The sequence below is a fragment of the Paenibacillus taichungensis genome, assembly GCF_047302525.1.
In the GTDB taxonomy this organism is placed as follows: Bacteria; Bacillota; Bacilli; order Paenibacillales; family Paenibacillaceae; genus Paenibacillus; species Paenibacillus taichungensis_B.
Genome location: NZ_CP168020.1, coordinates 2,558,227 through 2,583,993, shown reverse-complemented (window position 1 = coordinate 2,583,993; position 25,767 = coordinate 2,558,227). Strand labels below are relative to the sequence as shown.

Below are 25,767 nucleotides of genomic sequence, written 5' to 3'. Positions count from 1 at the left end.
TTGCGTTAAAAGGTCAAAGTGAGAAACAGATCGGCTGTATTCAATCAGCAGTACGTTTCTAATTAGGGTGGTACCACGGCTTCTTCGTCCCTTACGGATGAAGGGCCTTTTTGTGTTTTTTCATATATCTAAATTGAAGGAGTGGATCAGCATGGATCAAAGCATGAACTTGGAACAATTAAGAGGCCGATTGAGTGAGATTAATCATAACCTCCTGCACTTGTTGTCAGAACGGGCCCAAATTACACAGGAAATTGGTCAAATCAAGGAAAAACAGGGTGTCCCCAAATTTGATCCGGTTCGCGAAAAAGAAATGCTGGAGGAACTGACTGCCGCCAATCCGGGGCCTTTCCAAGATGATGCCATCAAACTTCTGTTCAAACAGATTTTCCAGGCTTCCCTGAATCTTCAGGTCGACGAACACAAGAAACAGCTGCTCGTGAGCCGCAAAAATCAGCAGGAAGATACTGTCGTGTCCATCGGAAACGTCAAGGTTGGCGCAGGCAAACCAATTATGATCGCCGGACCGTGCTCGGTTGAAAGTTACGAGCAAGTACGCGAGGTCGCAGCAGCGCTGAAAGAAGCCGGCATTACCGTGATGCGCGGTGGTGCATTCAAACCTCGTACTTCCCCATATGACTTCCAGGGACTCGGAATCGAAGGATTGAAAATTCTGAAGGAAGTTGCCGACGAGTTCGGATTGAAGACAATTAGTGAGATTGTGCATCCAAGTCATATTGAACTGGCTGGCCAGTATATTGATGTAATCCAGATCGGTGCCCGTAACATGCAAAACTTTGAACTGCTCAAGGCTGCCGGTGATGTTCGGATTCCTATTCTGCTGAAACGTGGTTTGGCGGCAACCATTGATGAATTCGTTCATGCTGCGGAGTACGTCGTCTCCCGTGGGAACAAACAGGTCATGCTGATTGAACGTGGAATTCGCACCTATGAAAAAGCAACACGTAACACACTAGACATCTCTGCTGTTCCGATTCTGAAACAGGAAACCCATCTGCCTGTGCTTGTGGACGTCACCCACTCTACCGGGCGTAAAGATATCCTTGCCCCTTGTGCTAAGGCTGCTCTTGCAGCGGGTGCGGATGGTGTTATGGTTGAGGTTCATCCGAATCCGGCGGTAGCCCTCTCAGATAGTGCACAGCAATTAAACATCGAGCAATTCCATCAGTTCCTCTCCACTGTGAGACAATCCGGGTTACTGAAGGATCAATAGGCTAGTTAAAAATAAAAGCCTGACTGAAATGTGTGGTTCATACGAAAAACGGTATGACCCTACATTTCTCAGGCTTTTGACTATCTTAAACTTAATCTCTATACATCCGCTCTGCTCCACTTTTCTCAAACTTCAATAATAATGGGCAGGATCATCGGTCTTCGTTTCGTCTGGGCGTAGATGTAATGACCGATCTCGTCTTTTAGCTTTCTTTTGATTACATTCCACTGATTCGCTCCGCTTCCGGTTAACTCATCCATCTTGTTCTGAACCAGCTCATGAATCTCTTTCATGAATTCTTCGGAATCCTTCACAAACACAAAACCTCTGGAAATAATCTCAGGTGCTGTCACCATATGTTTCTCCGTTTTGCTCAACGTAGTCACAATCACCAACATTCCATCGGATGACAACTGCCGGCGATCACGCAGCACGATATTCCCGACATCGCCCATGATCAGACCGTCGACCAAACTGTTGCCTGAAGCAATTTTGGGACCAGAAGAAGCATCGCCGTCTTTGTACTGAATCATATCCCCATTGTTCACGATAAATACATGATCCCGTTCGATCCCCACAGACTCCGCCAGTTGTCTATGCTGATACAGCATGCGGAACTCACCGTGAACTGGAATTAGATAATCAGGCTTCATCAGGGTTAGCATCAATTTGAGTTCTTCCTGGCTGCCGTGTCCTGATACATGCATGCCTGCTGCGCCGCTTGAACCGTAAATGACGCGAGCTCCTAGCACATACAGATTATCAATGACATGCGCAAGATTGCGTTCGTTCCCCGGGATCGCCCCAGCGGCAATAATGACGGTATCTCCAGGTGCGATCTTCACATGAGGATGTTTGGAGGCGGCCAAACGGGATAATGCAGCCATCGTTTCACCTTGGCTTCCCGTACAGAGCACAACGACCTCATCAGGTGGAAACTGGTCCGAATCAATGGCCTCAATGAGCAGCCCCTCAGGTACATCCAGGTATCCCAGTTCACTGGCTACGGACACTACATTAATCATGCTTCTGCCCAGCAGAGCCAGCTTGCGCCCCGTCTCGAATGCTGCATTTACAATCTGTTGAACCCTGCTTACGTTGGACGCAAAGGTTGAAATAAACACTTTTTGTTTCGCACGAATGAACGCGTCCAATATGTGATCACCAACGATCCGTTCGGAAGGCGTAAACCCGGGTCTCTCTGCATTGGTACTCTCGGACAACAACACATGCACACCTTGTTTGCCAATCTCGGCCATACGGTGCAGATCAGGATATGGCCCATTTACAGGAGACATATCAAACTTGAAATCCCCAGTATGGACGACATTCCCGCCAGGTGTCTGAAAGAAAATACCTAGACAATCCGGTATGCTGTGACTGGTCGCAAAAAAAGAAACCTGAATTCCACCCAGCGTAATGCTGGATTTGGAATCAACTGTATGCAGATCCGCTTTGCGCAGCAGCCCATGCTCTTTCAGTTTCAGTTCAATCAATCCTCGTGTCAGTCTGGATGCATACACAGGGATATTGATTTGTTTTAACAAATAGGGAATGCCGCCAATGTGGTCTTCATGTCCATGAGTAACCACAAGCGCCCTCACCTTGTCCTGATTTTCCAGCAGATACGTTACATCCGGAATGATGAGATCAATGCCCGGCAGGGTTTCATCCGGAAATTTGGAACCACAGTCGATGACAATGATGTCCTGATTATACTGGATAAGATACATGTTCTTGCCTATTTCATTCAAGCCGCCAAGTGCCGCGATATACAATTTGTTGTGGGCGAGATTCAAATCGGATTGATCCTCCTCTGCGTGCAGTATTAGCATTGATGCTTTGCATTTTTCTATGTATTTTTAGTATGGAAATTCTGACCGCAGTTATGCATTTCTGAGCTATTTCCATGCAAAAAAGCCACAGCGGAGAACTTCTCCACTGTGGCCTGCATCATCCTATACGAAAGATTTATCTCGTTGAAGCAAAACTTCCTGCTCATAGTTTTTGATCTCAGCGATCCACTGTTCACGTACAGGTACTTGCTGCTGGGCGCAATAATAATCCCAGATCGCGCCGAAAGGATAGGACTTGAACTCTTCCGTCAAAGCAAGGCGAAGGGTGTAATCCCCTTCCAGCTCCGCTGATTTCAGAGCATCCACAGGTTCCAGCATCGCACGTAGCAACGCTTTAATCGTGTTGCGTGTGCCAACTACCCACGCAGCAACCCGGTTGATGCTTCCATCAAAGAAATCGAGTCCGATATGTGTTGTTGGAAGCAGATCATGACGTACCAATTCGCGGGTAATTTCCAGCAGCTCATCATCCATAATGACAACATGGTCACTGTCCCAACGCATTGGACGGCTGACATGCAGCAGAATGCCGTTGGTAAACAGGGCCAGTGAAGACAGTTTGTTAGAAATGACTTCCGTTGGATGAAAATGTCCTGCATCGAGGCAGATTAACGTATCATTTTGCAGACCATAGCCCATATAGAATTCATGAGAACCAACGACATACGCTTCGGAACCGAGGCCAAACAGCTTACTCTCGACCGCATCCAGATGATACTTCGGATCAAGCTTCTCGGCAAACACCTCATCAAGTGAATCTTTCAACCGCTTCCGCGGTGTCATCCGATCGACCGGATTATCCTTGAACCCGTCCGGTACCCACACATTGGTTACACAGGTCTGGCCCAGCTGCTCACCAAAGTAAGCGCCAATACGGCGGGATGCTTTGCAATGATCGATCCAGAACTTGCGAATCGCCGGATCGGAATGACTTAGCGTGAAGCCTTCACTTGATTTTTCATGTGAAAAGCAGGTTGGATTGAAATCCAGACCAAGCCCCTGTTCTTTGGCCCATTTCACCCAGTTCTCATAATGCTTCGGCTCAATCCGATCCAGCTCCACTTGTTCGTCCGTATCCGCATAGATCGCATGCAAATTGACCTTATGTTTGCCGGGAATCATGGAGAAGGCTTGCTCCAGGTCTGCCCGAAGCTCTGCAGGTGTCGTTGCAGCCCCCGGATACTGACCTGTAACGGATATTCCGCCCGTAAGTTCCCCGTCTTTATTCAGAAAACCTTTCACATCGTCCCCTTGCCAACAGTGAACAGATACTTTGATCTCCACGAGCTTCTTCAGCACTTCATCCGTATCAATTCCATGCTGAGCATATAATGATTTGGCTGCTTCATATGCTTGCTTGACCTGATTTTCCATGTGCGAGAACCCTCCTTATTATCGTGTAAATGCTGCTGGCACACCGCCGTCAATCGTCATCATACATCCGGTTGTTTTTTCCGATTTGGAAGAGGCAAAAAAGGCGATGCCTTCCGCAATATCTCTTGGATAAATATTGACGAGCAAAGTTGTACGTTTGCGATAGTACTCTTCCAGTTGATCCGGTTCGATACCATAGGCCGCTGCACGTTCATTTCTCCATGAACCGTTCCAGATCGCAGAACCTTGCAGGATAGCATCCGGGAGAATCGTATTTACACGAATGCCGTATTCCCCCCCTTCAGCCGCGATGCAGCGGGCCAAATGAGCCTCAAGTGCTTTGGCTGAACTGTAAGCTGAGGCGCTTTTACCCGCATATACCGAGTTTTTGGACCCGATAAATATCATACTGCCGCCAATCCCCTGTTGTTTCATCAGCTTGAAGGCTTCGCGTGCCACGAGGAAGTACCCTGTACCCAGCACATTCATGTTCAAGTTCCATTCTTTTAACGATGTTTCGTCGAATGGACTCGAGGTGGCCAGGCCTGCATTGTTCACGATAATATCCACGCCGCCATATTGTACGGCAACTTCGGCATACGCAGATTGCACGGCTTCCTCATCAGTCACATCCATCTTCAATGCATATGCACGATTGGCACCATATTGGTCGTTAATTTCCTGAGCTACCTTCTGTGCACCTTCAAGGTTGAGGTCCGCGAGAACGACATGTGCCCCTTCAGATACCAATCTGCGTGCGGTTTCACTTCCAATTCCACCGGCACCACCGGTAATAAACGCCACTTTGCGAGAAAACTCAGTCTCCGCCGGAGCCAGCGATAATTTGTAAAGCTCAAGCGGCCAGTACTCTACATTGTAGGATTCATTGGCGCTGAGGGATACGAATTGGCCCAGATTAGTCGCACCGCGCATCACGGCAATGGCTCTATGATACAATGCCCCGCTTACCTGGGACAGTGCCCAGCTCTTGCCTGTGTTGATCATGCCCACACCTGGGATAAGAATGACGCGAGGTGCAGCTTCGAACATCACGTCACCATCATTTTTGTTGCTCTCAAAATATTGTTGATACTGTTCTTTGTAGGCGGCCACGCCTTCCACCAGCTTGGATTTCAGCCCTTCAATATCCTCCGCGTCCGGTGTCCAATCGATGAATAGAGGTACCACTTTGGTATGCACCAAATGATCCGGGCACGCCGCGCCTACCTGTGACAGCTTCAGCGAATCCACTCCACCAACAAAGGCAAGCACATCCTCCTGATCGTCAAAGGACAAAATCATTTTTTTGCTATCCGATACCGCTCCCCGAATGGTCGGCATTACTTTGGATACGATCTGGCGACGAACTTCTGCCTCAAACGCAGGATGCTTCTCTCCGCCAAACAGGTTTCCTTCGTCAACACGTGCTTCAATGAAGGCTTCCGCTTCATTAATAATTTTGATCGTCTGCTCGTAACATTCTTCCGATGTTTCTCCCCAAGTCACAAGTCCGTGTTTTTCCATCAGAACCAGTTCGGCATTGGGATTCGAGAATACGCTTTCAGCAATCATCTTGGATAGTGTGAATCCGGGACGCACATAAGGAACCCATACAAATCGATCCCCGTAAATCTCTTTCGCCAGTTCTTTTCCGTTATCTGCACAACACAAACTAATAATCGCATCCGGATGGGTATGGTCCACATGTTTATATGGAAGGAATGCATGCAGCAATGTCTCAATGGATGCACGCGGATGCTTGGAATCGATCATGCAATGTCCCAGATATTCGACCATCTCTTCATCAGACATGGATTCACGTTCGATTAATGGACGAATGTCTTCAAGTCCAAGGCCTGTAAAATGCTTCGCCTGCATGGAAGCCAGGTCAGATCCACTGCCTTTTACATACATCACTTCTATATCACGGCCGCGAAAATCTTTCACCGTCGTTTTGGTAGACGTGTTGCCTCCGAAAATGTTACATACACGGCGATCTGACCCAATCAGATTGGATCGGTAGACCAGTTGCTCCAGTCCGGTTGTTTTCTCCGAAGCCTGTGATGAATTCCATAAACTCTGTACCATTTGTTCCCCTCCGATAATGTTTGTTTTATTCCTAATCAGAGTTTATCATCTTTGTTTTGTTTTGAAAACAAAAGATTTTAAATATAAACGGAAAAATTCAAAAGAATTCTGTTTTGATGATTTTTCTTTCAATAAAAAACACCCTGACGTGTTGGTCAGAGTGTTTGGAAGAGATTTTGTGGTCACAACAAGCTTAATGTCACTAGTTGAGTAGATGAATCATTTTAGCAAAGCTAGACCCTAGTAGATCCCTGCTTTTTTTGAAGTATTTTTAATTCCATAAGTGTCGTTGACAACCGTGTTTCCAAAGCTTGTCAAACTTCCGTTAGGACCCGTAGCCAAATCCAAATAGTTCAAATCGGAGCTGTTGCCATACCAAGACCATGCGAGCCAGCCTACGCCTTTTTCCTGACCATATTTCATGATCGCATATTCATCGACGTCACCGTTCGTGTGGTATCCACCGAACTCACCGATGATCAGGGCAAGTCCTTTGTTCAATACGCTTTCCATGTTGGATTTAACTGTTGCAGCATCTTTACCGGCATATTCATACATGTGAATCGAGAATACGGTGTTTTTCTGTGAATCCGCTGCAAATACACTTTGTCCATAGTCCACGATGGATTGCGGGTACTGCCCCCAGCCCGCTGCATCCACGATCAATGCATTGTTAATACCAGCATTTCTCAGCTTCGGAATCGCTTTTTTGTACCCGTCAGCCCAGGCACTGCCATTCCATGTTCCATACCATTCGTTCGCGATATTTACGATAACTCTGTCTTCTTTGCCAATGAGTGCTTCCTTGATGCTAATCCAGTAGTTCACCGCTGCATCCAACGAATTATAGTCATCCTTACCTGTTGCATCATGTACTTCGAGCACCGCAATCATTTTGTTTACGCTTACAACATTAATGATGTTTTTAACAGAGTTCAGATCGTCTTTGGTGTACTGCACGCCATTGGAGAGCACAATCCGTACGGTGTTGGCACCTGTTTTGGCAATTGCAGGAATAGCTGTGTTCAGGTCGTTCTTAAACCATGAATGTCCATGATTGACACCTCTCATAACAAATGCCTTGCCAGTGGAATCGTACAATTTGCCTCCGCTTACATAAAATCCTGTAGCAGCAGACGCTTTGGGTGCAGCACTCCCCAGAATCACCAACATAAGTGCAGCTATTACGGTAAAGACTGTACACTTTTGCAACTTGACCATTCGCTAGAACCTCCTACATTTTTTTTATTTATTTCAATTAACCCTGCTCAAGGCAATAAGTTAACTAAAATCAAGAGTAACTCATAATAAATAAGGTTATTAAAATCAACAAATAACTTTACATAAAGATGAATATTTTAATTCTATTTACCTTATCGTTAAGGTTATGGACATATAATAAAATGAAAACGCTTACTGGTCAAGTTATTTTTACCATGATAAGGAATTTATTTTGTACTCGCTACCTCCCCCATCAACACACTCCCTATTTGGCAATCGACCCCCTAAACACTTCAAATCGTTTTCAAAACAAAGAGAGCACCTCGTTTCACCCCTAAAAGAAGTGAATAGGTACTCTCTGTTTCATATGGATGGTCAATGAATATCATCTGCGCCGGGCAAAGTCCACAAATCTGAACTTGTCCGGGCGATGCCTTGCCTCTGTGAACTGGAATTGACTGGCATCCTCCAGGTAAACCTGGCTCCTAACCACAACTACATTGTGGAACCCTTCAAGATCAAGCAATTCCCTATCCTCAGCGGTAGGCTCCTCCACCAAAATTTCCTTTTTGGCAAAAGAGATGGTCAGCCCGAGCTCTTCCTCAATGTACTCGAAGATGGAGTCATTACATATGTCCTTGCTCAAACCGGGAATAAGCCTCTGGCTTATATGGTCCTTATCCAGAATGACATATTCGCCATCCACTTTGCGCACACGTCTGATCTCCCAGACCTTTTCATTCAGACCAAAATTGATTTTCTTGAACAAGGCTTGATCAACCTTTTTTTCTTCAAACACCTTAACGTACGTTTTGGCCCGATGTCCCATTTTTTTAGCCAGTTCCTTGAAGCTAACGAGGCCCGAAATAGGAAAATCAATTTTACGTATATCCAATACAATGGAGCCCTTACCTTGAATTTTCTGAATATAACCTTCTTCAGACAGCATTTTCAGCGCTTTGCGAATCGTCTCTCTGGACGTTTGATAACTTTCCGATAAATCCAGTTCCGAGGGAAGCAACGTACCTGCTTCAATTTCTCCAGTCCGAATACGAGCTGCAATATCTTCATAGATTCGGATAAATTTATTATTCATCATTCATCACCACTGTCCATTACCCTTTTTTATCATATTGGCAACCTATTATAACATTAAAAGTCGAATAACGGATAATGTGGCTACTGAGGATGATGAAATGATGAATTTCTATGTGATTCAATCTAAGTCTTTCAATCCGATTTTGACGTCTTAGTCTCAGCATCTATACCCGTTTCGTTGTCGTCCATAGTTTGACCCTTCTTCTATAATACGGATCAGTTTGTTCAGTCGGAAGATCAGGGCTGCGGCCTCAGATCTGCTCAGATGCTGCATGGGACGGAAACTGCCGTCTTCGTACCCGGTAAGCATGTACATTCCAGCAAGCTCTTCAACCTCCTCTTTGGCCCAATCGGACACATCCATCTGATCAGTAAAAGCACGACGTAAAGTTGCGGGTTCCGGCTTGATTTTGCGAATTACATTGGCAATGATCTTCGATGCCTGTTCCCGGGTTACCAACGCATAAGGAGCAAATTTACCATTCCCCATACCATGTACCATACCACGGCTTACGGCTGCTTCGATCTCAGGAGCAAACCAATCCTGATCGTTCACATCCCGAAAAGCATGCTGATAATCGGCAGATGTATCCAGACCCATTAATCGCACAATAAGTGCTGTGAACTCAGCTCTTGTAATGGGACGACGGGGTTCGAAACGGGTTTCACTCACACCTTGAATGATGTTTTGCTCTGCCAGCCATATAATCTGATCTTTATTGAATGTTTGACCAATATCAATGAACTTAACCTCTTTCTTGGCTGTTGTTTCCACTTTATCATTTTGATCAGCTGGAGACACTCCAGACTGAACATCCTCCGGTTTAGAGGAAGGTGCAGATGAACCAGCTCCACTTCCGCTTGGAGGTGGATATGGCAGAGTCACGGCAGTGGCCTGCTGGCTTTCACTTTTTTCCCCGGCTGAATTTTCAGTCCACAATATGACATCATAGCGCTGCCCACCCGCTAGTCCTGTCCATATGTAGCTTCGATCCTTTCCGCGATAAATCTCCCGCCCACTACTAGAAAGCACGATCGTTTCATTCAAAGATTCCAGCCTCCAGCTCAACGCAATGCTGCTTGTGCTCTGGGAGATCGCTGTAATGGTGAATTCTTCTGATGGCAATGTCTCGAACTCGGGTACATTAACTGTCTCTCCGTCTCCCGCCTCATTGAAAGGCACAATAGAAAAGTCGGAATAGCGCTGGGCACTTTCCAATTCAGTCACATGTATCGCCGTTTCCATTGTAGTCGCAATCAACTCGTCTTCCTGATAGATGCGATAGCCTGCTGCCCCAGGAATCATATCCCATACAATATCTGCACCATGCTGAGCGCGTTCTTCCACCTGAGGTGGAGAAGGAATTTTGCCAGGCAGTGTTACTGCATTTAAATCGAAACCGATCTCGCTCTTACCGGAAGCATTAACGGATTTGATGGTATAGACATAATTTACACCAGGCTCAAGCCCCTGATCTTCGTAATAAGGCTCGTCAACAGACACTCGGCCGATCTCCGCACCGTCACGTTCAATGATGAATTGCTTAGCCCCCTTTACAAGGCTCTTTTCGAACTGAAGTTGTATGCTATCCTGTGTCGAACGATATTCCACTTGCTTGGGAGCTTCCGGTTTGGTTAACAGCGTATACTCAAGCTTATGTGATGTATCCCCCTGCTCGTTCTCGGTATAAAGTTCAATGGAGTAGTTCGTTCCGCCCTGCAGCTCATTAACGATATACTCTTTTTGTTTGCCTCTATACAGCTCAATACCATCCATCATAACCACAAACGTTTCGTTGAGATAAGGGAACTCCCACTCCAGTCTGGCATGATCCGTCTCCGGATATAGCTTCATCTCAACAGAATCGACATGAGGCAGCGTGAAAAATGGAGCAACGACCATTGGACTTCCTTTACCCGCCGTATTATAAGGAACCATCTGTACTTGATCATATTGAGTTGCGCTGGTAAGTCCATTAAGTGTAACCAAAGTTAAGTCACTATCTGTAATTGTTGTGAATTCATCATCGGCTATCATTACAATGTAACCCTCTGCCCCTTGAACCTTTTTCCACTTAATCACTACCTCCGTCTCTTCAATCACATCTGGATGCAGCGTTTCCGTGATTGTTGCAGGCAGCATACGTAATTGAACATCAAATCCCATATCGCTATCGCCAGAAGCATTCGAAGTCTTAACCGTATAGGTATATTTCTCCCCCGGCGTCAAATTCTTGTCCTCATAAGAGATACTGTCAGCCGGAATACGGTCAATTTCAATACCATCTCGCAAAATGATCAATTGTTCTGCGCCTCGTGTGGCGCTGCCACTCAGATCCAGCGTTGCCGATTGATCGGTTACCACAGCAATACTTGCTGTTTGTGGGGATATGGGTTTGGTCAACAAAAGAACCTGAACAGGAGAAGAACGGTGACCATCCTCATTCATAACTGTAAGTTCAAACGCATACGTTGTGCCATCCAATAAACTGGCGAGATGGACCAATGGTTCGGACACGGTCTGTACTTCCCCCGTTGTCTGATTGCGTATTTCATATGCGGCGGCTCCCTTTACTGCTTCCCACGCCAGATCAAACGCGTGCGTTCCCTTGATCACTGCAATCCCATCTGAGGATAGTGGCAGGGTTTGAGTTGTTATTCCATAGGTAAGGGAAGCACCCGAACCACTTGCATTAACCGCCCGGATCTTATACGTATATTTCGTACCTGGCGACAAATTCTCATCTACGAATCGGGTTTCGCTCGCATCCATGCGAGCAATCTCTCGCCCATTGCGTTCAATGATGTATGTGTCTGCACCCTTTACCCCTGTTTTGGTAAAATCCAGACTAAGACTGTTTTCCGACACTTCCAATGCCTTAATCTCAGCTGGTTTCTCAGGCAATGTCAATACAGATACATTCGTCGCTTCGGATCGGGTCCCTTGTCTGTTAACTGCAACAAAAGTGTAATGTTGCATCGTTCCATCCTCAAGTCCTGAAATAAGGGTCGTCAGCTCTGTTCCACGGTAAATCTCTTTGTTCCCCTGTTGAATTACATACTCCGAGGCACCTGCTACCGAGGCCCATGACAAGTTGGCGTTATGTACCCCTGGTTCAACTACGATTTCTGAAGGCGATGCTGGTTTGGATAATCGAATCAAGCTGGCGGACCGACCGACTCCAGAAGTGTTCACGGCCTGTACTTCCACTAAATACTCCATGCCTGGCGACAATTCTTCAGCCGTATAGGCAAGTCCAGAAGTTCGACCCATTTCGGTCCCATTGATACTCACAATATAGGATTCGGCTGTATTTACAGATTCCCATTCCACCCCAATACTCGTTTCATCCGTACGTGTTACTGTGAGTCCTTCAGGTCTGGTTGGCAAAGTAAGCAGTTCACCACTTGTGGGTGCACCGTAACCGGCAGCATTTCCGGCCTCCACCTGATACGTATAGTGGCGGCTGCCTGATAACTGATGGACTTCAAGCTGTGTATCTGATATCTCATAAGTCTGATCCTCAAGAACGACCCGGTACTTCGTCGCGCCGGGGACTGCATCCCATCTGAGTATTGCTCCCGTTTCAGTCGGCTGAACAAAGTGAAGACCTGAAGGACTCTCGGGAAGCGTCGTTCCAGATACTCGATTGGATTGACCTTGTCCACTTCCATTGCCTGCCTGAACGTCCACCTGAACCAACGTTCCCGCAGTCAATCCCGTTAGCAGATATTCATGAGTTCCAGCAAGCAGCGTCTCCCGCTTCTCCCCATTCACAAAGACTTCGTATCGCTCCGCGCCTCTTACAGGATCCCAACTGAGATGCATGCTCGTTGTTGTAGCATTATCTATACTCAAGCTTTCAATGGCCCCCGGCAATGTCAGCAGCTTCTGCAAACTTGTTACCGGACCTTCTCCTGTCTCGTTTGCGGCCAGCAATTCATAGCTATACTCTGTTCCACTATCCAGACCTGCGTCCACATACTCCGTTTCCAATCCTTCGTAGACTCCTGCTCCACTGCGTGAAAGGCTGTAATACGTGGCTGAAGTTACCGTCTCCCATGCCAGAGAGATCTCATGCTCCCGAATCTGCACTGCCGCAAATTCACCGGGTGCTGCAGGCAATGTCAGGAATCCCGCCCTGCTACTTTCTCCTGCACCACTCTCATTCAGAGCTGTGACCGAAATCGTATGAATGCTCCCCGGGACCAGATTGGTAATGTACGGAATATTGGAAGAATCGGAGATCGTCTGATCAAAAACAATTCTTCCATCCGAAGTTGCAGCCGTGATACGGTACGCATTAGCACCTTGAACCGGATCGAAATGCAATTCTGCCAGCTCAGGCTGGGAATCGACTTTTCGAACTTGTAATGATCCCGGTGCCGCAGGGATTGTCAGTACACGGACAGTTAATGCATCACTTATACCAGTATGGTTTCGAACCCTCACTTCGTAATCATAGACTTGCCCACCACTTAGGGAATGATCAATGAGCGTATGTTTAGGATAATCCAGTGTCCAAGACTGGCCTGTCGTATGGTTTATAATTTCATACTGATACCCGTCGGTATACCATTCTCCTGTGGGCAAATCCCACGTAAGTTCTGCCGAAGTCTCACTGATCTGTGTAATGCTCGCATTTCCCGGTTGCTGTGGCTTGTGCTGGATCTGATAAGGGGCTGATACGGTCTCATATGTATTCCCTGCCATATCCATTGTTTTGGCATGGATATACCAAATGCCTTCGGATTCAATTGAAATTACAGGCTCATTCGAGCGGGCTTCATTCCAGTTGTCTGGCGATGCGGTACTGTTGGTCACACTGTACAATCGCGAATTCTCATTGATACCCGAATCAGAATCTTCATATTGAACGGTAGCAGATATATTAGTGTCACTCCAACCTTGTCCATTCGGTGTTAATGTAATCGTTGGAGCAACCTGATCGACATAAGCCGTACGACTGATCTCCTTGCTAACGTTTCCGACAGCGTCTCTCGCTCTGGCTCGAATTACATTGGGACCGTTTGAACTCACTGTGCCTGAGTTTCCTGGAATATACGGGGCACCATTCAAACTATATTCATACGAAATGGCATGTTCATCTACGCTGCCAACAATCGTAAATTGTACAGCTTCCTTGCTCCAGCCGGACTGACTTAATGTAATAACCGGTTCTGTTGGAGCGGTCTTATCCAATCGAATGATTGCTTTTGCAACAGTACTTACATTCCCTACCCGGTCAAGCGAGCGCGCATATACTGTGGTTTGTCCTTCTTCGGTAACCTTCACTTCTCCAGTGTAATCGATCCAGGGGCCTTGTTCGTTTAGACGATATTGGCTTTTGGCAAGTCCACTGCCTGTATCTTCACCGCTGGTTATTTCAAAGGATACATCCTGATTCGTCCATTCATCATCACTGAGTGTAATCTTTGGCTCATCAGGCCCTGTCTTGTCGATCCGGGCAGTGGCTGAAGTTGACGCACTGACATTAGAGGCCCGATCCACACTTCGCGCCTGAATCTCGGTTATTCCTTCCGTATTGATGGTAAATGGCTCTCGATAATCGACCCAAGTTCCTTCACTTCCAAGCCTATATTGCGTAAGACCCACTCCACTTGCTTCATCCGTACCTGCCGTTAACGTCACCGTTACTGCCGAATGGGTCCACTCCGTAGGATTTAACGAGATGACGGGAGGTGTCGGAGCTGTACGGTCCACTCGCGCTGTAACAGAAGCCTCCTGTCCTGTATTGCCGAATGCATCTATACTTCGTGCAATAATGAGTGTGTTTCCTTCAGAAGCAACCGTAATGGGAGCAGTGTATTCCTTCCATTCTCCCCCAATCCCCAGCTTGTACTCAGTCTTCTGTACACCACTTAAGGCATCCGTGCCTGCTGTAATCGTAACCAGGACATCTTCCTTGGTCCAAGAAGAAGGATTGACTGCTATAGAGGGAGTGGTGGGACCAGTTGTGTCCTTTGTGATCTGACCTGCAGAGGTAAATGCAGTCTGTATGCCTTCTCCATTCAGTGCCGCTACATATACGTTATACAATCCGTCTGCAAGTCCAGTTAACGCAAGTTCAGTCCGAGTTGATGAAGTTGTACCCGATGCAAGCACTTGTCCGACTGAGTTACGTATTTCTGTTTTGTAATTCGTTCCCGCAGGATTTCCATTATTGTTCCAACTAGCCGTAACGGAGTTACCCGACTGGCTCACAGCTGCATCGCTAGGTGCATTTGCTAGTGTAAATTTGCTACTTGGACTTGAATACCCTGTATACGAACCGACCGAATTTTTGGCGCGCACGGCAAAAGAATATTGGGTATTCGGTGTAAGCCCGGTCACCTGCCGACTATTTGATGTACCAGTATCGAAGCTCTGATTCGTCGTTACATTTTTCAGTTCATACGTAACGGAAGCATCATTTGCCTTCTTGTCCCAGTTCACCGTCAGATTATTATTGTTAACTAATGTAAATGTCGGCGTTCCCGGAACAACGAAACTTTTCACCGTGAAGTTGACAGTGCCCGCTGAGGAGACTCCCCCCTTGTCATCCATAACCCACACCTGCAACGTATGTGCGCCATCTACGAGCGTATCCGGCAATGTGTAATTCGTATTAAATGACTGATTGGAACCTGTAGCCGTCATCTGTGTCAAAATATTTTCAGAGCCTCCGTCGATTGACCATTTGACAGTCAGAAGATCTCCCACATCCGTATCCCGGGTTGTACCGGAAATTTGAAGCTGTTCTCCTTTGTAATAGGTCTGGCCCGAAGAGGGAGCCGAAAGTGCAAATGAAGGCGGTGCATTTTTGGGACCAATCCCCACGATCGTCGAAAATTTGCGTGAAGCCTGGTTCGCGGTTGCTTTGCCGTTCCACCAGAACTGCGCAGCGGTATCCGTTGCAGTAACGGTCTGCCCTGGCGTAAAGGAAGATGGAGAAGATCCACCTGTCAGCTGTGCATTGTCCGGGCTATTGTACTGCCCCATAAAAATGCGATCTGCGTCCACAACGTTATACGTGTTGGCATAAAAAGCGGTTACCTGAACACCTCCACTGTAATTGCGCCAGCCGTTCTCAATCACTTCAAACGGAGAAGCATCGTTGCCATTCACCATCGTATCCCAATAGAACGTACCTCCCAGATTGAGTGTAGAGCCGCTGCGGTTAACAGCCTCCAGCTCCACCTTCATATAACCGCCCTGAGATGTAGCATTAACGATGGACACGCGCAAAATATACTCTACATTGTCTTTCTGCCTGGACATTTCGATTACATTGTTATTGATTCGATAATAATTAAGGGGCAGCGACTTAAAATTAACGGGCGTTCCGTTATGATCAATAATGGTGGATACATTCCCGGTATCGCCACCGTAGAATACGTTTGTATTAGGAAGCAACACAATTCTATATTTGCCATCACTATTCATCTCCACTTTCACCTTGGAGGATTGAACAGCCTTCATGCTGGAAGTATCGGATACAATACTGATGGTTTCCACAGCTTCAGCCATAATGGCCGTTGAACCCCATTCGACCAGCAAGGCTTGGGGTGACAGCAGAGCAAATGCAAGTACCACTTTGGTAAGCTGCTCGGCCTGCTTTTTAATACGTTTCTCAGATTTCTTCAACGTCTGCTCTCCTTTTCTGCACACCAAAAAAGGAGGCACCCCAACAAAGGAACAAAGTCCTCTGTTGGGGTGCCTCCCCTAACAAGTGTCATTTTTTCTTGATTATAACGATTCGAATAACGAAAGTAAATACTTAATAATGCTGAATATTGTCAATTACGAACGATTGATTGATTATAACGTATGGCTGAGAAACCACTTGTACAATTCCGGGTTGTCATACGTTTCGGTCCAAGCATCATGATTACCTTCAGGATATATCGTCAGCTTCACATCCGCGTTCAACGCTTCAAGCGCATGAACAATTTTCTCGGATTCCGTAACATAAACGATGTCATCCTTGGCACCATGGAATGCCCAGATCGGTATATTATACAGTTCTTCCGCTTTGGAAGGGTCTGCTCCCCCACATACAGGAGCCAATGCTGCAAATGTATTTGGGTAAAACAGTGGCAGATCCCAAGCACCATACCCGCCCATACTCAGACCTGTAAGATACACCCGGTTCGGGTCAGCAGCTTCGTTTTCCAAAACATGTTCCAGAAGGGCCATAACAGCTTCGCGATGCATACCCCAAAATTCGTCCACAGGACATTGCGGTGAAATCACGATAAACGGGAAACTCTTGTCCTGATCGGCAATAAGCGGAACCCCGTGTGCTTTAAGCATTTCCAGATCATTACCGCGTTCCCCAGCACCATGAAGAAACAAAATGACAGGCCATTTTTGGTCCTCTGCAGGTGGTTCCTCCTTCTCAGGAATGTGCAGCAAATAGTCCAAAGTGACGGTTTTGGTGATTTCCTTTACCAGTCGATGCCCGGTTTGGGACATATGCTCGCCTCACTTCTCATCTCTAATTTTCAGCAATGCTTCATCCAATGCTCCGACCACCTTGTCACACCATGCATCAAATTCGGGATCTTCGGTCTGCAATTCAGGATGTGCAAGAATATATTCTATAGTACTCCGGATTCCTTGATCAGCCCTGATCGTTGCCACAAATTCCGGAACAAGCCTTTTTAATTTACTGTTATCAAATACAACCGTATTTGCCTTGTCTCCCAGCAGACCGCCTCGAAGATCCTGATCACTGCACGCCGCCAAAAACTCGGAAGATACATGAACCGCATGAAGCTTGACACCAAGCACTCCTGCAATAATCTCATAGATCTGATTCCAGGTTACTGACTCGTCCGAGGTAATATGTACCGATTCACCAATCGCGTGAATATTGCCCATAAGGCCAATAAATCCTTTGGCAAAATCACGGTTATGCGTTATGGTCCAGAGAGATGTACCATCTCCATGAATGAGTACGGGTTTATTTTCACGTATGCGCTTGAGGACCTGCCAGCTTCCCTCTGCTCCGTGTACACCGAGAGGTACAGAACGTTCACTATACGTATGGCTGGGACGCACAATGGTTACCGGAAATCCTTCTTCACGATACTGTTTCATCAAATAGTCTTCACAAGCAATTTTGTTGCGCGAATATTCCCAATACGGATTGGATAAAGGCGTACCTTCCGTGATCCGATAATCAGCAAGTGGTGTCTGGTAGGCAGATGCCGAACTGATAAATATAAACTGCTTCGTTTTGTCCTTGAACAAACGGTAATCTCTCTCCAGCTGGGAAGGTACAAACGCGATAAAGTCTGCGACAACATCGAACTCCAGGTCGGCAATCAGCTCCGCTACCCGTGCTTCATCGTTAATATCGGCTTGCAGCACTTTGATTTGCGCAGGCAAATTGCCATTTTGATTTCCCCGGTTGATCAAATAAAGTTCACAGCCTTGCTTGGCAAGCTGATCGGTAATTGCTGTACTGATGGTACCTGTTCCTCCAATAAATAGCGCTTTCATATTTGGCCACCTCCAGATGAAATTGATCACTAGTCCATGATATCACGCACACAAAAGAGGAGCAAAGATTCAATTGAAGAATCTTTGCTCCTGTCCATTATATAACTTTAACCGTTCCGTAAATCATGTACATACCGCAGTGTATCTCATATTCCCCAGGCTGCAGATCTTTGTCCAAGGTGTAGTAATTATCACCCTTTTGCATGTACAGATCCATGCCAAGCTTTCTTGATGCCACCGATTTAACGTGTGTGACCTGCCGAGTAAGAATAAAGTTGATTTTGGTAGGGACTCCGGATTTAACTTCAATAACATCAGGTTCAAAACCGTCATTGCTTACGTTAACATTAACTACTTCATATCCCTTCAAGTCCTCCGGCGTCTCGGCTTTGGCCGTTACGGCACTTCCTGAGCCTGGGGACATGTCCTTGCCCATAAAATACACCATAAAAGATCCAAGCAGCACAACTACAGTAATTCCCAGCGTAAGCCAAGGCCAGGTTTTGCTAATCCAGCTTTTCATCTCAACGCTCCTCTGTCTATGTTCCCATTCTATTGCAACTCTTCTTCAGCATACCCCATCCGGTTAAAATTGAAAATGACTCGAATGGGCCATATCGATGGGTCGTCACTTAGCCCAGTAAATGAATTCATCAAAAAAAGAGCCTGTGTCACTCAGGCTCTTTCAGCTATAGCTATTGTCTTTATAATTCTATCTAATCCCACTCAGGAATATAGAGGTGTATTTCGACTTCGTCTCATCCGCAACTTATAAATCTCTGGCAGCGCTACACCGATTAGCACCACAATAACTCCGATCCATTGCAATGGGCTCACATGCTCGTGAAGAACAATGGATGAGAGCAGCACCGCGATTGGGAGTTCAACTGCACCAAGAATTCCGGCCATGTCGCCCCCAATATGAGGCACACCTACTGCGAACAGTACTGGTGGGATAAAAGCTCCGAAGAAGCCAAGCAACAATCCGAAGACAAGCAGCTGGCTCCAAATCAATCCGTTAAACAGGAACGTCGGCGGGAACAGGATGCACAGCAAGACCAGACCTCCAGTGACCATCCATGCACTGCGAAAAGCCGGATGTGCTGATGGAACCGCTTTACCACTGAACATTACAAACAGGGAGTAACTTACAGCCGCCATCAAGCCAAGTGCTATGCCCAAGCCGTTAAACTCTCCGAGTCCCTGTTCCAGGAAACCTGCTGCCAGCAATGTTCCGCCAAACAGGATAATCAAAGTCAGGAACGTTACTTTGTCTGGACGCTGTCGTTTGCTCACGGCCTGAATCAATACGCTAATCCATGTAAATTGGAACAAAAGAATAATGGCTAGTGACGCGGGAATGTATCGTAAAGACTGATAATAGACAAGACCGGTAATAACCGTCGGCGTCCCCGCAGCCATCAACACCAAACGCTGCTTCCACGTTAATTTCTGAAATGCTTTTGCCACGGCTGCTGATGTTTTTCCATCTGCCTGTGATTTCCGTTTCATTCTAAACTTCGAGTATAATGCCAGCATCCAGGACAGAATGAAGCCCGTGATCAGCTGTGTGCCCACGACCTCTCCAAGTTTGTACCCTTCGCCGTAAGCCAGAACCACAATTGTGGATAATATGCCATAGCTCATCGCTCCTGCGAGAACGGACAGATAATATTTCATTGTAGATAAACCTCCTGATGATCGAAAAATGCGTCTGCATGTTTGATCCATGCCAAGGTCACAGACACCATCCAAATGCAAAAATCCTAACTACGAGCAAGGAATACAATGATTCCTGGCATCGTAGTTAGGAAGTATAGGCTTCCCGTAGAGACCCTCGCCCTGTGTACACTTTCGGCCTGCGAGGTTATACGAAATGAAATATGCATTTGTTGTTTGCGATTCGTGTGTGACGACTTTTCATATATTACATGGCAGGTGAGGTGGTGTCAACCCTGATTCACAATTTAAATTTTTTTAATTCAAATTAAAAACAAAAGGAATACGTTATTGCGTCATTTCATAGATGAAGAATCCCATGTTAACGTTTGCTGCAATCCTTCTTTGAGACCATTTAAATCCAATCCGTCCACTGCAAAGGCCTCTCGGATCAAAGGAGGAGCCACAAATTCATCGTATTTACCAAGATACGGTGCTTCATCTTCTGAAAGTAACGCAGATGCGTCTTTCGCTGTTCGACACTCACTCATAATCTCGGCCAAAAGTGTGCGACCATCCACTTTTCCTGACACGACAAAATAATAAGGCTCCATAGGTACAACAGATCGCAAGGCAAGCTTTTCAGACAAATTGTGCTTCATTAAACGTTCCAGTGTGCGGAAAGATTTGCTTCCCACCCAGGGTAATACATACAAGGAATCTCCTCCAGCTGGAATGACAACCTGTTTCAGCAACCCACTTTCACGTGCAAGTCGACGGGCGCGTTCCAATCGATTTACCGCTTGCGGAGACAGATACGGATATATCACCGTGTCGGACAGTACTTCACGCATTTTCTGGACGACCGTCGTATGAATGTCCCCACCCGCACCAAGCCATAACGTATCCACTTTGCCTTTGGCCGCCTTCACATACACGGATTTATGCTTGTGATCCACCTCTTCCACTTTCCACAGTTTTCCGGCAAGGGAGAAACAGTATCCAGGTGGGGGCACGGTTGTAATGGAGCCGATCTCCTCGGAACCGTTCAGCACTTTGTGCTCTTCATCATCTTTGAACACCGCGTAAAAGCGATAGTTATTGACGGTTTTCTCACCCGTAAGCCCGATGATTAAAGTCCGATCTTCTGTCCATTGCAGATGATCAGTCTCAATCAGATAATTTAGAAAAAGCTGATATTGATCTGCACGAATCTGCGCGAATGGTGCCAGCGAAAGCATGGCCTCAGCCAGTTCTTTGGGTTCGGCCTCCCCCATGCTTTTCAGCATGCTCATCGTCTGATGATAGAGCACGCCCATCGGCATCTTACGGGCCTCAAGCGGTTCAACCCACTTGGTCTTTACATACAATTCAATAACAGCAATAGCCCGCATGAGTGTCCATGGCATTCGAGCAGGCAATTGAGCTTCCTCATCCTCTTCTTCCGGACATACAAATAGCATCTCGGAAGCCATATCCTCACGCCTGCCTGATCGTCCAAGACGCTGAACAAAACTTGACGCACTATAAGGCGCTCCAAGCTGTACAACCCGCTCCAGTTCACCCAGGTCAATCCCCAGTTCCAACGTTACGGTAGCCGCAGCTACTGCTGGCCCTGATCCGGTTCGTAAGGCGGCTTCGGTCTCTTCTCTCAACATCGCGGAAATGCTCCCATGATGAACATGGAATACGTCCCGCTCCTGTCTCCGTGCGGCGACACGCCGCATCTCAAGTATAGTGACTTCGGCATCCGTCCGGCTATTGGTGAATATTAAAGCCTTTTTGCGATGTGTACTCTCATAGATGAAGTCGTAATAGACTTTACGTGCGTTATGCAGATGTTCCGCTTGTTCTTCATCTCGTGTATCCGGAAACGAGAAATGCTCCACCCGCAGACGCAGCTTGCGGCCACCGGGTGAAGAAACCACATCCACCCCCTGGTTAGTTCCAGCAGCGAGCCAGGCTGTAGCAGCATCATAATCACTTAGTGTCGCAGATAATCCCACTCTTCTCGGTTTACATCCAGCCATACGTTCAATTCGTGCCAGTTCGCTCAATACCTGAATGCCTCGATCCGCTCCCATGAATGCATGAACCTCGTCAATGATGACATATCGCAGATCATGAAATAACGCCGGAATGGCATTGGGACGATTCATCAACAGACCTTCGAGCGATTCAGGCGTAATCTGAAGCACACCGGATGGACTTCGCATGAGACGTGTTTTCTCTGCCTGAGGCACATCTCCATGCCAGTGCCATACCGGAATATTGCCCTCGGACAGCAAGTCCTTTAGTCGCTCGAATTGGTCGTTAATGAGTGCCTTAAGCGGCCCGATGTACAAGATGCCCACGGATTTGGAGGGCCGTTCATGCAGCTCGGTCAGTGCAGGAAAAAAAGCCGCCTCCGTCTTACCGGAGGCTGTGCCTGCCGCAATCAGCATATGATGCGGGGTATGAAAGCAAATGTTGCAAGCTTCAATCTGGGCAGGCCGAAGTGATTCCCATCTTTTTTTATAAATAAATTCCTGTACAAAAGGAGCCAGTCGATAGAAAGGGTTCTCACTCATAATTCAAACTCCGCCAGAAAATCATCCAGATCATCAGCAGATGATGAATCCGTTCCTTTTCCTGATTCCTGTGGTTTAACTGCTCGCTCACCAAGCAATTGAACATAGGTCACTTCGGGATTCTGATGGAGCGTGTGCAGCAGATCCATGAAGTCCCGTACCACTTCACGTGTGGTCAGTAACTCATCCGCGCCGAGCCGGTTGACCGCTGTTTGCATAAAATCAACTAAATCCTCATCCGATAGACTTGCACTATATCCAAAATGCAGAGCATGAATCTGACGCAGCTTCTGCAACAGAATCAAAATCTCTTCATGGGACAACATTGAAAGTTTCAGGATCGGTCCGGTATAATTCGCATATTCTCTTGCTGCATAGCGGCCATCAATGAGTCTCGAACGAAGTGCTTCATAACTGAAGAGTCCCCGTCTTTCATCCTCCACGAATTGTGGTGTGCCGCCTACAAAAATACCAAGGTGTTCTGCTTTGCCCTGCATCGTATCATTGAACATGGTAAGCAGCTTCTCGTAGTTGCTTTGCCGGGATATGCTGTTTGTAATTTTATACAGATTCACCGCTTCATCTATGAACAACAGTAGTCCTTTATAACCGATCCGTGCCGTAAATTCGGACCACAATTTGAAGTAGTCATACCAGTTATCATCATCAATGATGACGCCGACAGCCAGCTCTTTCTTGGCTTCCGTCTTGGTTGCGAATTCCCCTCTCAACCAGCGCAGCGCCGCCTGTTTGCGGTCATCATCCGCCAATTTATAACCGTTCCAGTACGAAGCCAGCACCTTGGCAAAATCGAATCCATGCACCAAATTCTGCATTTCGTTTGTCACTGCATAGATCTGCTTCTCGACTTCAGCAGGAAGAGCCGGATCATCCGGGCGCAAGCCCTGACTTTGCATCGCTTGCTGCTGAAGACCAGCGATCCATTTCTGCAAAATCGGTTCCAGTGCCCCGCCATCCGGACGTGTACGAGTAGACAGACGAGTCATCAGCTCGCGGTATGTTGCAAGCCCCTGACCTTTGGTTCCCACCAGTCTGCGCTCAGGTGATAAGTCCGCGTCAGCCACAACAAATTCCCGATCCATCGCATAGTTCCGAATCATCTGCAACAGAAAGCTTTTCCCGCTTCCATACCTTCCTGTAATCAGCTTAAACGCTGCCCCGCCTTCGGCAATGTTGTCCATATCCCGCAAGATCGCGTCCACTTCAGACTTCCGACCAACAGCAATCTGCTCCAGTCCGATTCGTGGCACAACGCCCGCGGTCAACGAATTCACTAGTGCGGTAGTCAGCCGCTTCGGTATTTTAAGTTCTGCCACTGCCCAATCACCTCTTCACATGTTCAAACACATTCATATAATCCGAAACTATACGATCACCATCAATCAGAAGGTCACCAATCGTTTCCATGGCCACATCATTAATTTCATCCAACAGAAGTGCAGGCATCGTTCCATATTGCTCAGCTACCCGCATCAGCTCCGTATCCGGGTTGACATCAAGCAAGGCATAAATGGCCTGTACATGCTGCGGAGACAGCATTTCAGAGAACTGTATCCACTCTTCATCCAGATCAGCAGAAAAATCCGCCTCCCATTGTAATGATAATGGCTCGCTATTCCCGTCTCCTTGACCTCCGTCAGTTTTAAGCGCTCCCTCAACGTCAACTTCCGATAGATTAGACTGCTTAGCACTTTCAGCTTCATCCGTTGAATTCTGGATCGCCATAGGGGCTTGGCTGCCCACATTGTTTGTATGCTCAACTTCGGAGGGATGATTTTCCTCGATCATGAGTGCTCTGCGCACATATTCGCTTTCCTGTTGCAGCGATGCAAGTTTCTCCGCATCAATTCGAACTATTCGTTGCTCTACTGCTGGCATTTGCTCGACTGCAAATGCCTTGTCCAGGTATCGTTCAATCACTTTTGCAAGCTCAAGTTCAAGGGTCTTTCCACGAAGCCTCCCTCTGAAACCGAGCAGTTCACGGCATTTATTTTCCGTGCATCGAAATACTCGGGTTACAAACTGGACAAACTCTGCATGATCTCCAATCGGAACATATGTTATTCGAACCGATTTTCCATAAATGGATTCATCATATACGGCCTTTCGAAACAATGTACGTTCGATAGTCCTTTCATGATTTAACTCGAACTGATCCAATATGCCCGCCTTGCGTGTACGCAGCAGATAAGAATCCACCAAAACCATAACTCGGGGAATGTACTGTTCCAGAACCTTCTTGCCGCCATCTCTGTAAAATTTGCTGAGCGTAATGTCGTAGTCATAATATCTTTGTAACAACTTCAGCGAGATATCCGATATATTGCTGCTCAACAGCCGTTGCAATTCCATATCCAGAATCTCAGGTGGAAGATTGCCATTCGAAAGCTCCACCATCTCGGATAATGACATGTTCAACTCATGGACTAGATCATAATCAATAATCCATTCCTGCATGTACACATCCAACTGCGGAAGCCGTTCACGATAGTTGATCCATAGCTCTTTTAATTGGTCGTAACCTTCCTCTTGTTCCTGCCAACCAATTCCGTTTATCAGCTCATAAATATGAACAAACAGATAGGACAGATCCGTATCAGGGAACCGTCCTTGCCGGACTTCCGTCCTCCAATACATATACCACTGGCGCTGGGGTTCGTTCATTACACCATAAGTCGGCCAATAACTCATAAAAGGAACCCAGGGAGCCTGCTCCCCTTCCACTTCAATGAGTTGCCTTGCTTCCTCTACAAACCTTTTCTCAGAAGACAATATGCCGCCAGGCAATCTTATATCAAAATCAGCACGGACAATCGATGAACGATCAGGAACCGGGACTGCCGCTGTGATGGGCTCTTCGCTTAGATCTATCTCCATAAATTCCAGTTGTCTTGAATCCTCTTTCATTGAATTCCGTTTCACCGTCCTCTACGTGTGAATACGAACAAGTGTATCCATATTCATCATTATAACACTTGTCCTGTGCCTGCGGTGATGAAAATAATACTTTCCTTATTAGCAGAAAAAAGAAAGACATTCAAACTGATATCCAGTTTAAATGCCTTCCCTCTATACCATTTTGCTGCACCCTTAACAGCAAGGTTAGTACAACCTCGTATCAAACCATGATAGCCC

Annotated in this window: 14 protein-coding genes; 1 reads left to right on the top strand and 13 read right to left on the bottom strand. The window is 46.7% G+C overall.

Translation table 11 applies throughout. The features are described 5' to 3' along the window. The first annotated feature begins 151 nt into the window (after positions 1-151). Complete coding sequence (locus tag ACDJ58_RS11945; RefSeq protein ID WP_413378124.1) at positions 152-1,234, top strand: bifunctional 3-deoxy-7-phosphoheptulonate synthase/chorismate mutase; 1,083 nt, start codon at positions 152-154, stop codon at positions 1,232-1,234. Positions 1,235-1,359: 125 nt separating this feature from the next. Here ACDJ58_RS11945 and ACDJ58_RS11940 read toward each other — a convergent pair whose 3' ends face one another. The 13 genes from ACDJ58_RS11940 to ACDJ58_RS11880 form a co-directional block, all read right to left on the bottom strand. Next, positions 1,360-3,069: a ribonuclease J gene (locus tag ACDJ58_RS11940; protein ID WP_413378122.1), complete on the bottom strand. Its 1,710-nt coding sequence runs from the start codon at positions 3,067-3,069 to the stop codon at positions 1,360-1,362. Positions 3,070-3,192: 123 nt separating this feature from the next. Further along, positions 3,193-4,464 carry an L-rhamnose isomerase gene (rhaA, locus tag ACDJ58_RS11935; RefSeq protein ID WP_413378120.1) on the bottom strand — a complete coding sequence of 424 codons (1,272 nt, stop codon included), beginning with the start codon at positions 4,462-4,464 and terminating at the stop codon, positions 3,193-3,195. 18 nt (positions 4,465-4,482) lie between these two features. Then, positions 4,483-6,552 (bottom strand): bifunctional aldolase/short-chain dehydrogenase, encoded by a 2,070-nt coding sequence (locus ACDJ58_RS11930; protein WP_413378118.1) that lies wholly within the window; start codon positions 6,550-6,552, stop codon positions 4,483-4,485. A 240-nt stretch (positions 6,553-6,792) separates the two neighbouring features. Next, positions 6,793-7,725, bottom strand: a complete 933-nt coding sequence (locus ACDJ58_RS11925) for a glycoside hydrolase family 5 protein (RefSeq protein ID WP_413379628.1) — start codon at positions 7,723-7,725, stop codon at positions 6,793-6,795. Between the two features lie 433 nt (positions 7,726-8,158). Next, a complete protein-coding gene (gene treR, locus ACDJ58_RS11920; RefSeq protein ID WP_413379626.1) occupies positions 8,159-8,869 on the bottom strand; it encodes a trehalose operon repressor in 711 nt (236 codons plus the stop codon). A gap of 159 nt (positions 8,870-9,028) precedes the next feature. Beyond that, positions 9,029-16,519, bottom strand: a complete 7,491-nt coding sequence (locus ACDJ58_RS11915) for a fibronectin type III domain-containing protein (RefSeq protein ID WP_413378116.1) — start codon at positions 16,517-16,519, stop codon at positions 9,029-9,031. 174 nt (positions 16,520-16,693) lie between these two features. After that, complete coding sequence (locus ACDJ58_RS11910) at positions 16,694-17,350, bottom strand: prolyl oligopeptidase family serine peptidase (RefSeq protein WP_413378114.1); 657 nt, start codon at positions 17,348-17,350, stop codon at positions 16,694-16,696. 9 nt (positions 17,351-17,359) lie between these two features. Next, positions 17,360-18,382 (bottom strand): SDR family oxidoreductase, encoded by a 1,023-nt coding sequence (locus ACDJ58_RS11905; protein ID WP_413378112.1) that lies wholly within the window; start codon positions 18,380-18,382, stop codon positions 17,360-17,362. Positions 18,383-18,479: 97 nt separating this feature from the next. Continuing rightward, a complete protein-coding gene (locus ACDJ58_RS11900; RefSeq protein ID WP_413378110.1) occupies positions 18,480-18,905 on the bottom strand; it encodes a cupredoxin domain-containing protein in 426 nt (141 codons plus the stop codon). Between the two features lie 203 nt (positions 18,906-19,108). Continuing rightward, positions 19,109-20,062 (bottom strand): EamA family transporter, encoded by a 954-nt coding sequence (locus tag ACDJ58_RS11895; RefSeq protein ID WP_413378108.1) that lies wholly within the window; start codon positions 20,060-20,062, stop codon positions 19,109-19,111. A gap of 335 nt (positions 20,063-20,397) precedes the next feature. Next, positions 20,398-22,611, bottom strand: coding sequence for a DEAD/DEAH box helicase (locus ACDJ58_RS11890; RefSeq protein ID WP_413378106.1), 2,214 nt, complete (start codon positions 22,609-22,611; stop codon positions 20,398-20,400). Next, a complete protein-coding gene (locus ACDJ58_RS11885) occupies positions 22,608-23,948 on the bottom strand; it encodes an ATP-binding protein (protein WP_413378104.1) in 1,341 nt (446 codons plus the stop codon). The genes ACDJ58_RS11890 and ACDJ58_RS11885 overlap by 4 nt, the downstream gene beginning before the upstream one ends. 7 nt (positions 23,949-23,955) lie before the next feature. Beyond that, the gene (locus tag ACDJ58_RS11880) at positions 23,956-25,539 is read right to left on the bottom strand and encodes a TerB N-terminal domain-containing protein (RefSeq protein WP_413378102.1); all 1,584 of its coding nucleotides are present in this window, start codon (positions 25,537-25,539) and stop codon (positions 23,956-23,958) included. Positions 25,540-25,767: the final 228 nt, after the last annotated feature.

What these genes read in the sequence shown, in the direction of transcription:
- ACDJ58_RS11945 (WP_413378124.1), top strand. Translation starts at nt 152, where the DNA reads ATGGATCAAAGCATGAACTTGGAACAATTAAGAGGCCGATTGAGTGAG.
- ACDJ58_RS11940 (WP_413378122.1), bottom strand. Translation starts at nt 3,069, where the DNA reads ATGCTAATACTGCACGCAGAGGAGGATCAATCCGATTTGAATCTCGCC.
- rhaA (WP_413378120.1), bottom strand. Translation starts at nt 4,464, where the DNA reads ATGGAAAATCAGGTCAAGCAAGCATATGAAGCAGCCAAATCATTATAT.
- ACDJ58_RS11930 (WP_413378118.1), bottom strand. Translation starts at nt 6,552, where the DNA reads ATGGTACAGAGTTTATGGAATTCATCACAGGCTTCGGAGAAAACAACC.
- ACDJ58_RS11925 (WP_413379628.1), bottom strand. Translation starts at nt 7,725, where the DNA reads ATGTTGGTGATTCTGGGGAGTGCTGCACCCAAAGCGTCTGCTGCTACA.
- treR (WP_413379626.1), bottom strand. Translation starts at nt 8,869, where the DNA reads ATGAATAATAAATTTATCCGAATCTATGAAGATATTGCAGCTCGTATT.
- ACDJ58_RS11910 (WP_413378114.1), bottom strand. Translation starts at nt 17,350, where the DNA reads ATGTCCCAAACCGGGCATCGACTGGTAAAGGAAATCACCAAAACCGTC.
- ACDJ58_RS11905 (WP_413378112.1), bottom strand. Translation starts at nt 18,382, where the DNA reads ATGAAAGCGCTATTTATTGGAGGAACAGGTACCATCAGTACAGCAATT.
- ACDJ58_RS11900 (WP_413378110.1), bottom strand. Translation starts at nt 18,905, where the DNA reads ATGAAAAGCTGGATTAGCAAAACCTGGCCTTGGCTTACGCTGGGAATT.
- ACDJ58_RS11895 (WP_413378108.1), bottom strand. Translation starts at nt 20,062, where the DNA reads ATGAAATATTATCTGTCCGTTCTCGCAGGAGCGATGAGCTATGGCATA.
- ACDJ58_RS11890 (WP_413378106.1), bottom strand. Translation starts at nt 22,611, where the DNA reads ATGAGTGAGAACCCTTTCTATCGACTGGCTCCTTTTGTACAGGAATTT.
- ACDJ58_RS11880 (WP_413378102.1), bottom strand. Translation starts at nt 25,539, where the DNA reads ATGAAAGAGGATTCAAGACAACTGGAATTTATGGAGATAGATCTAAGC.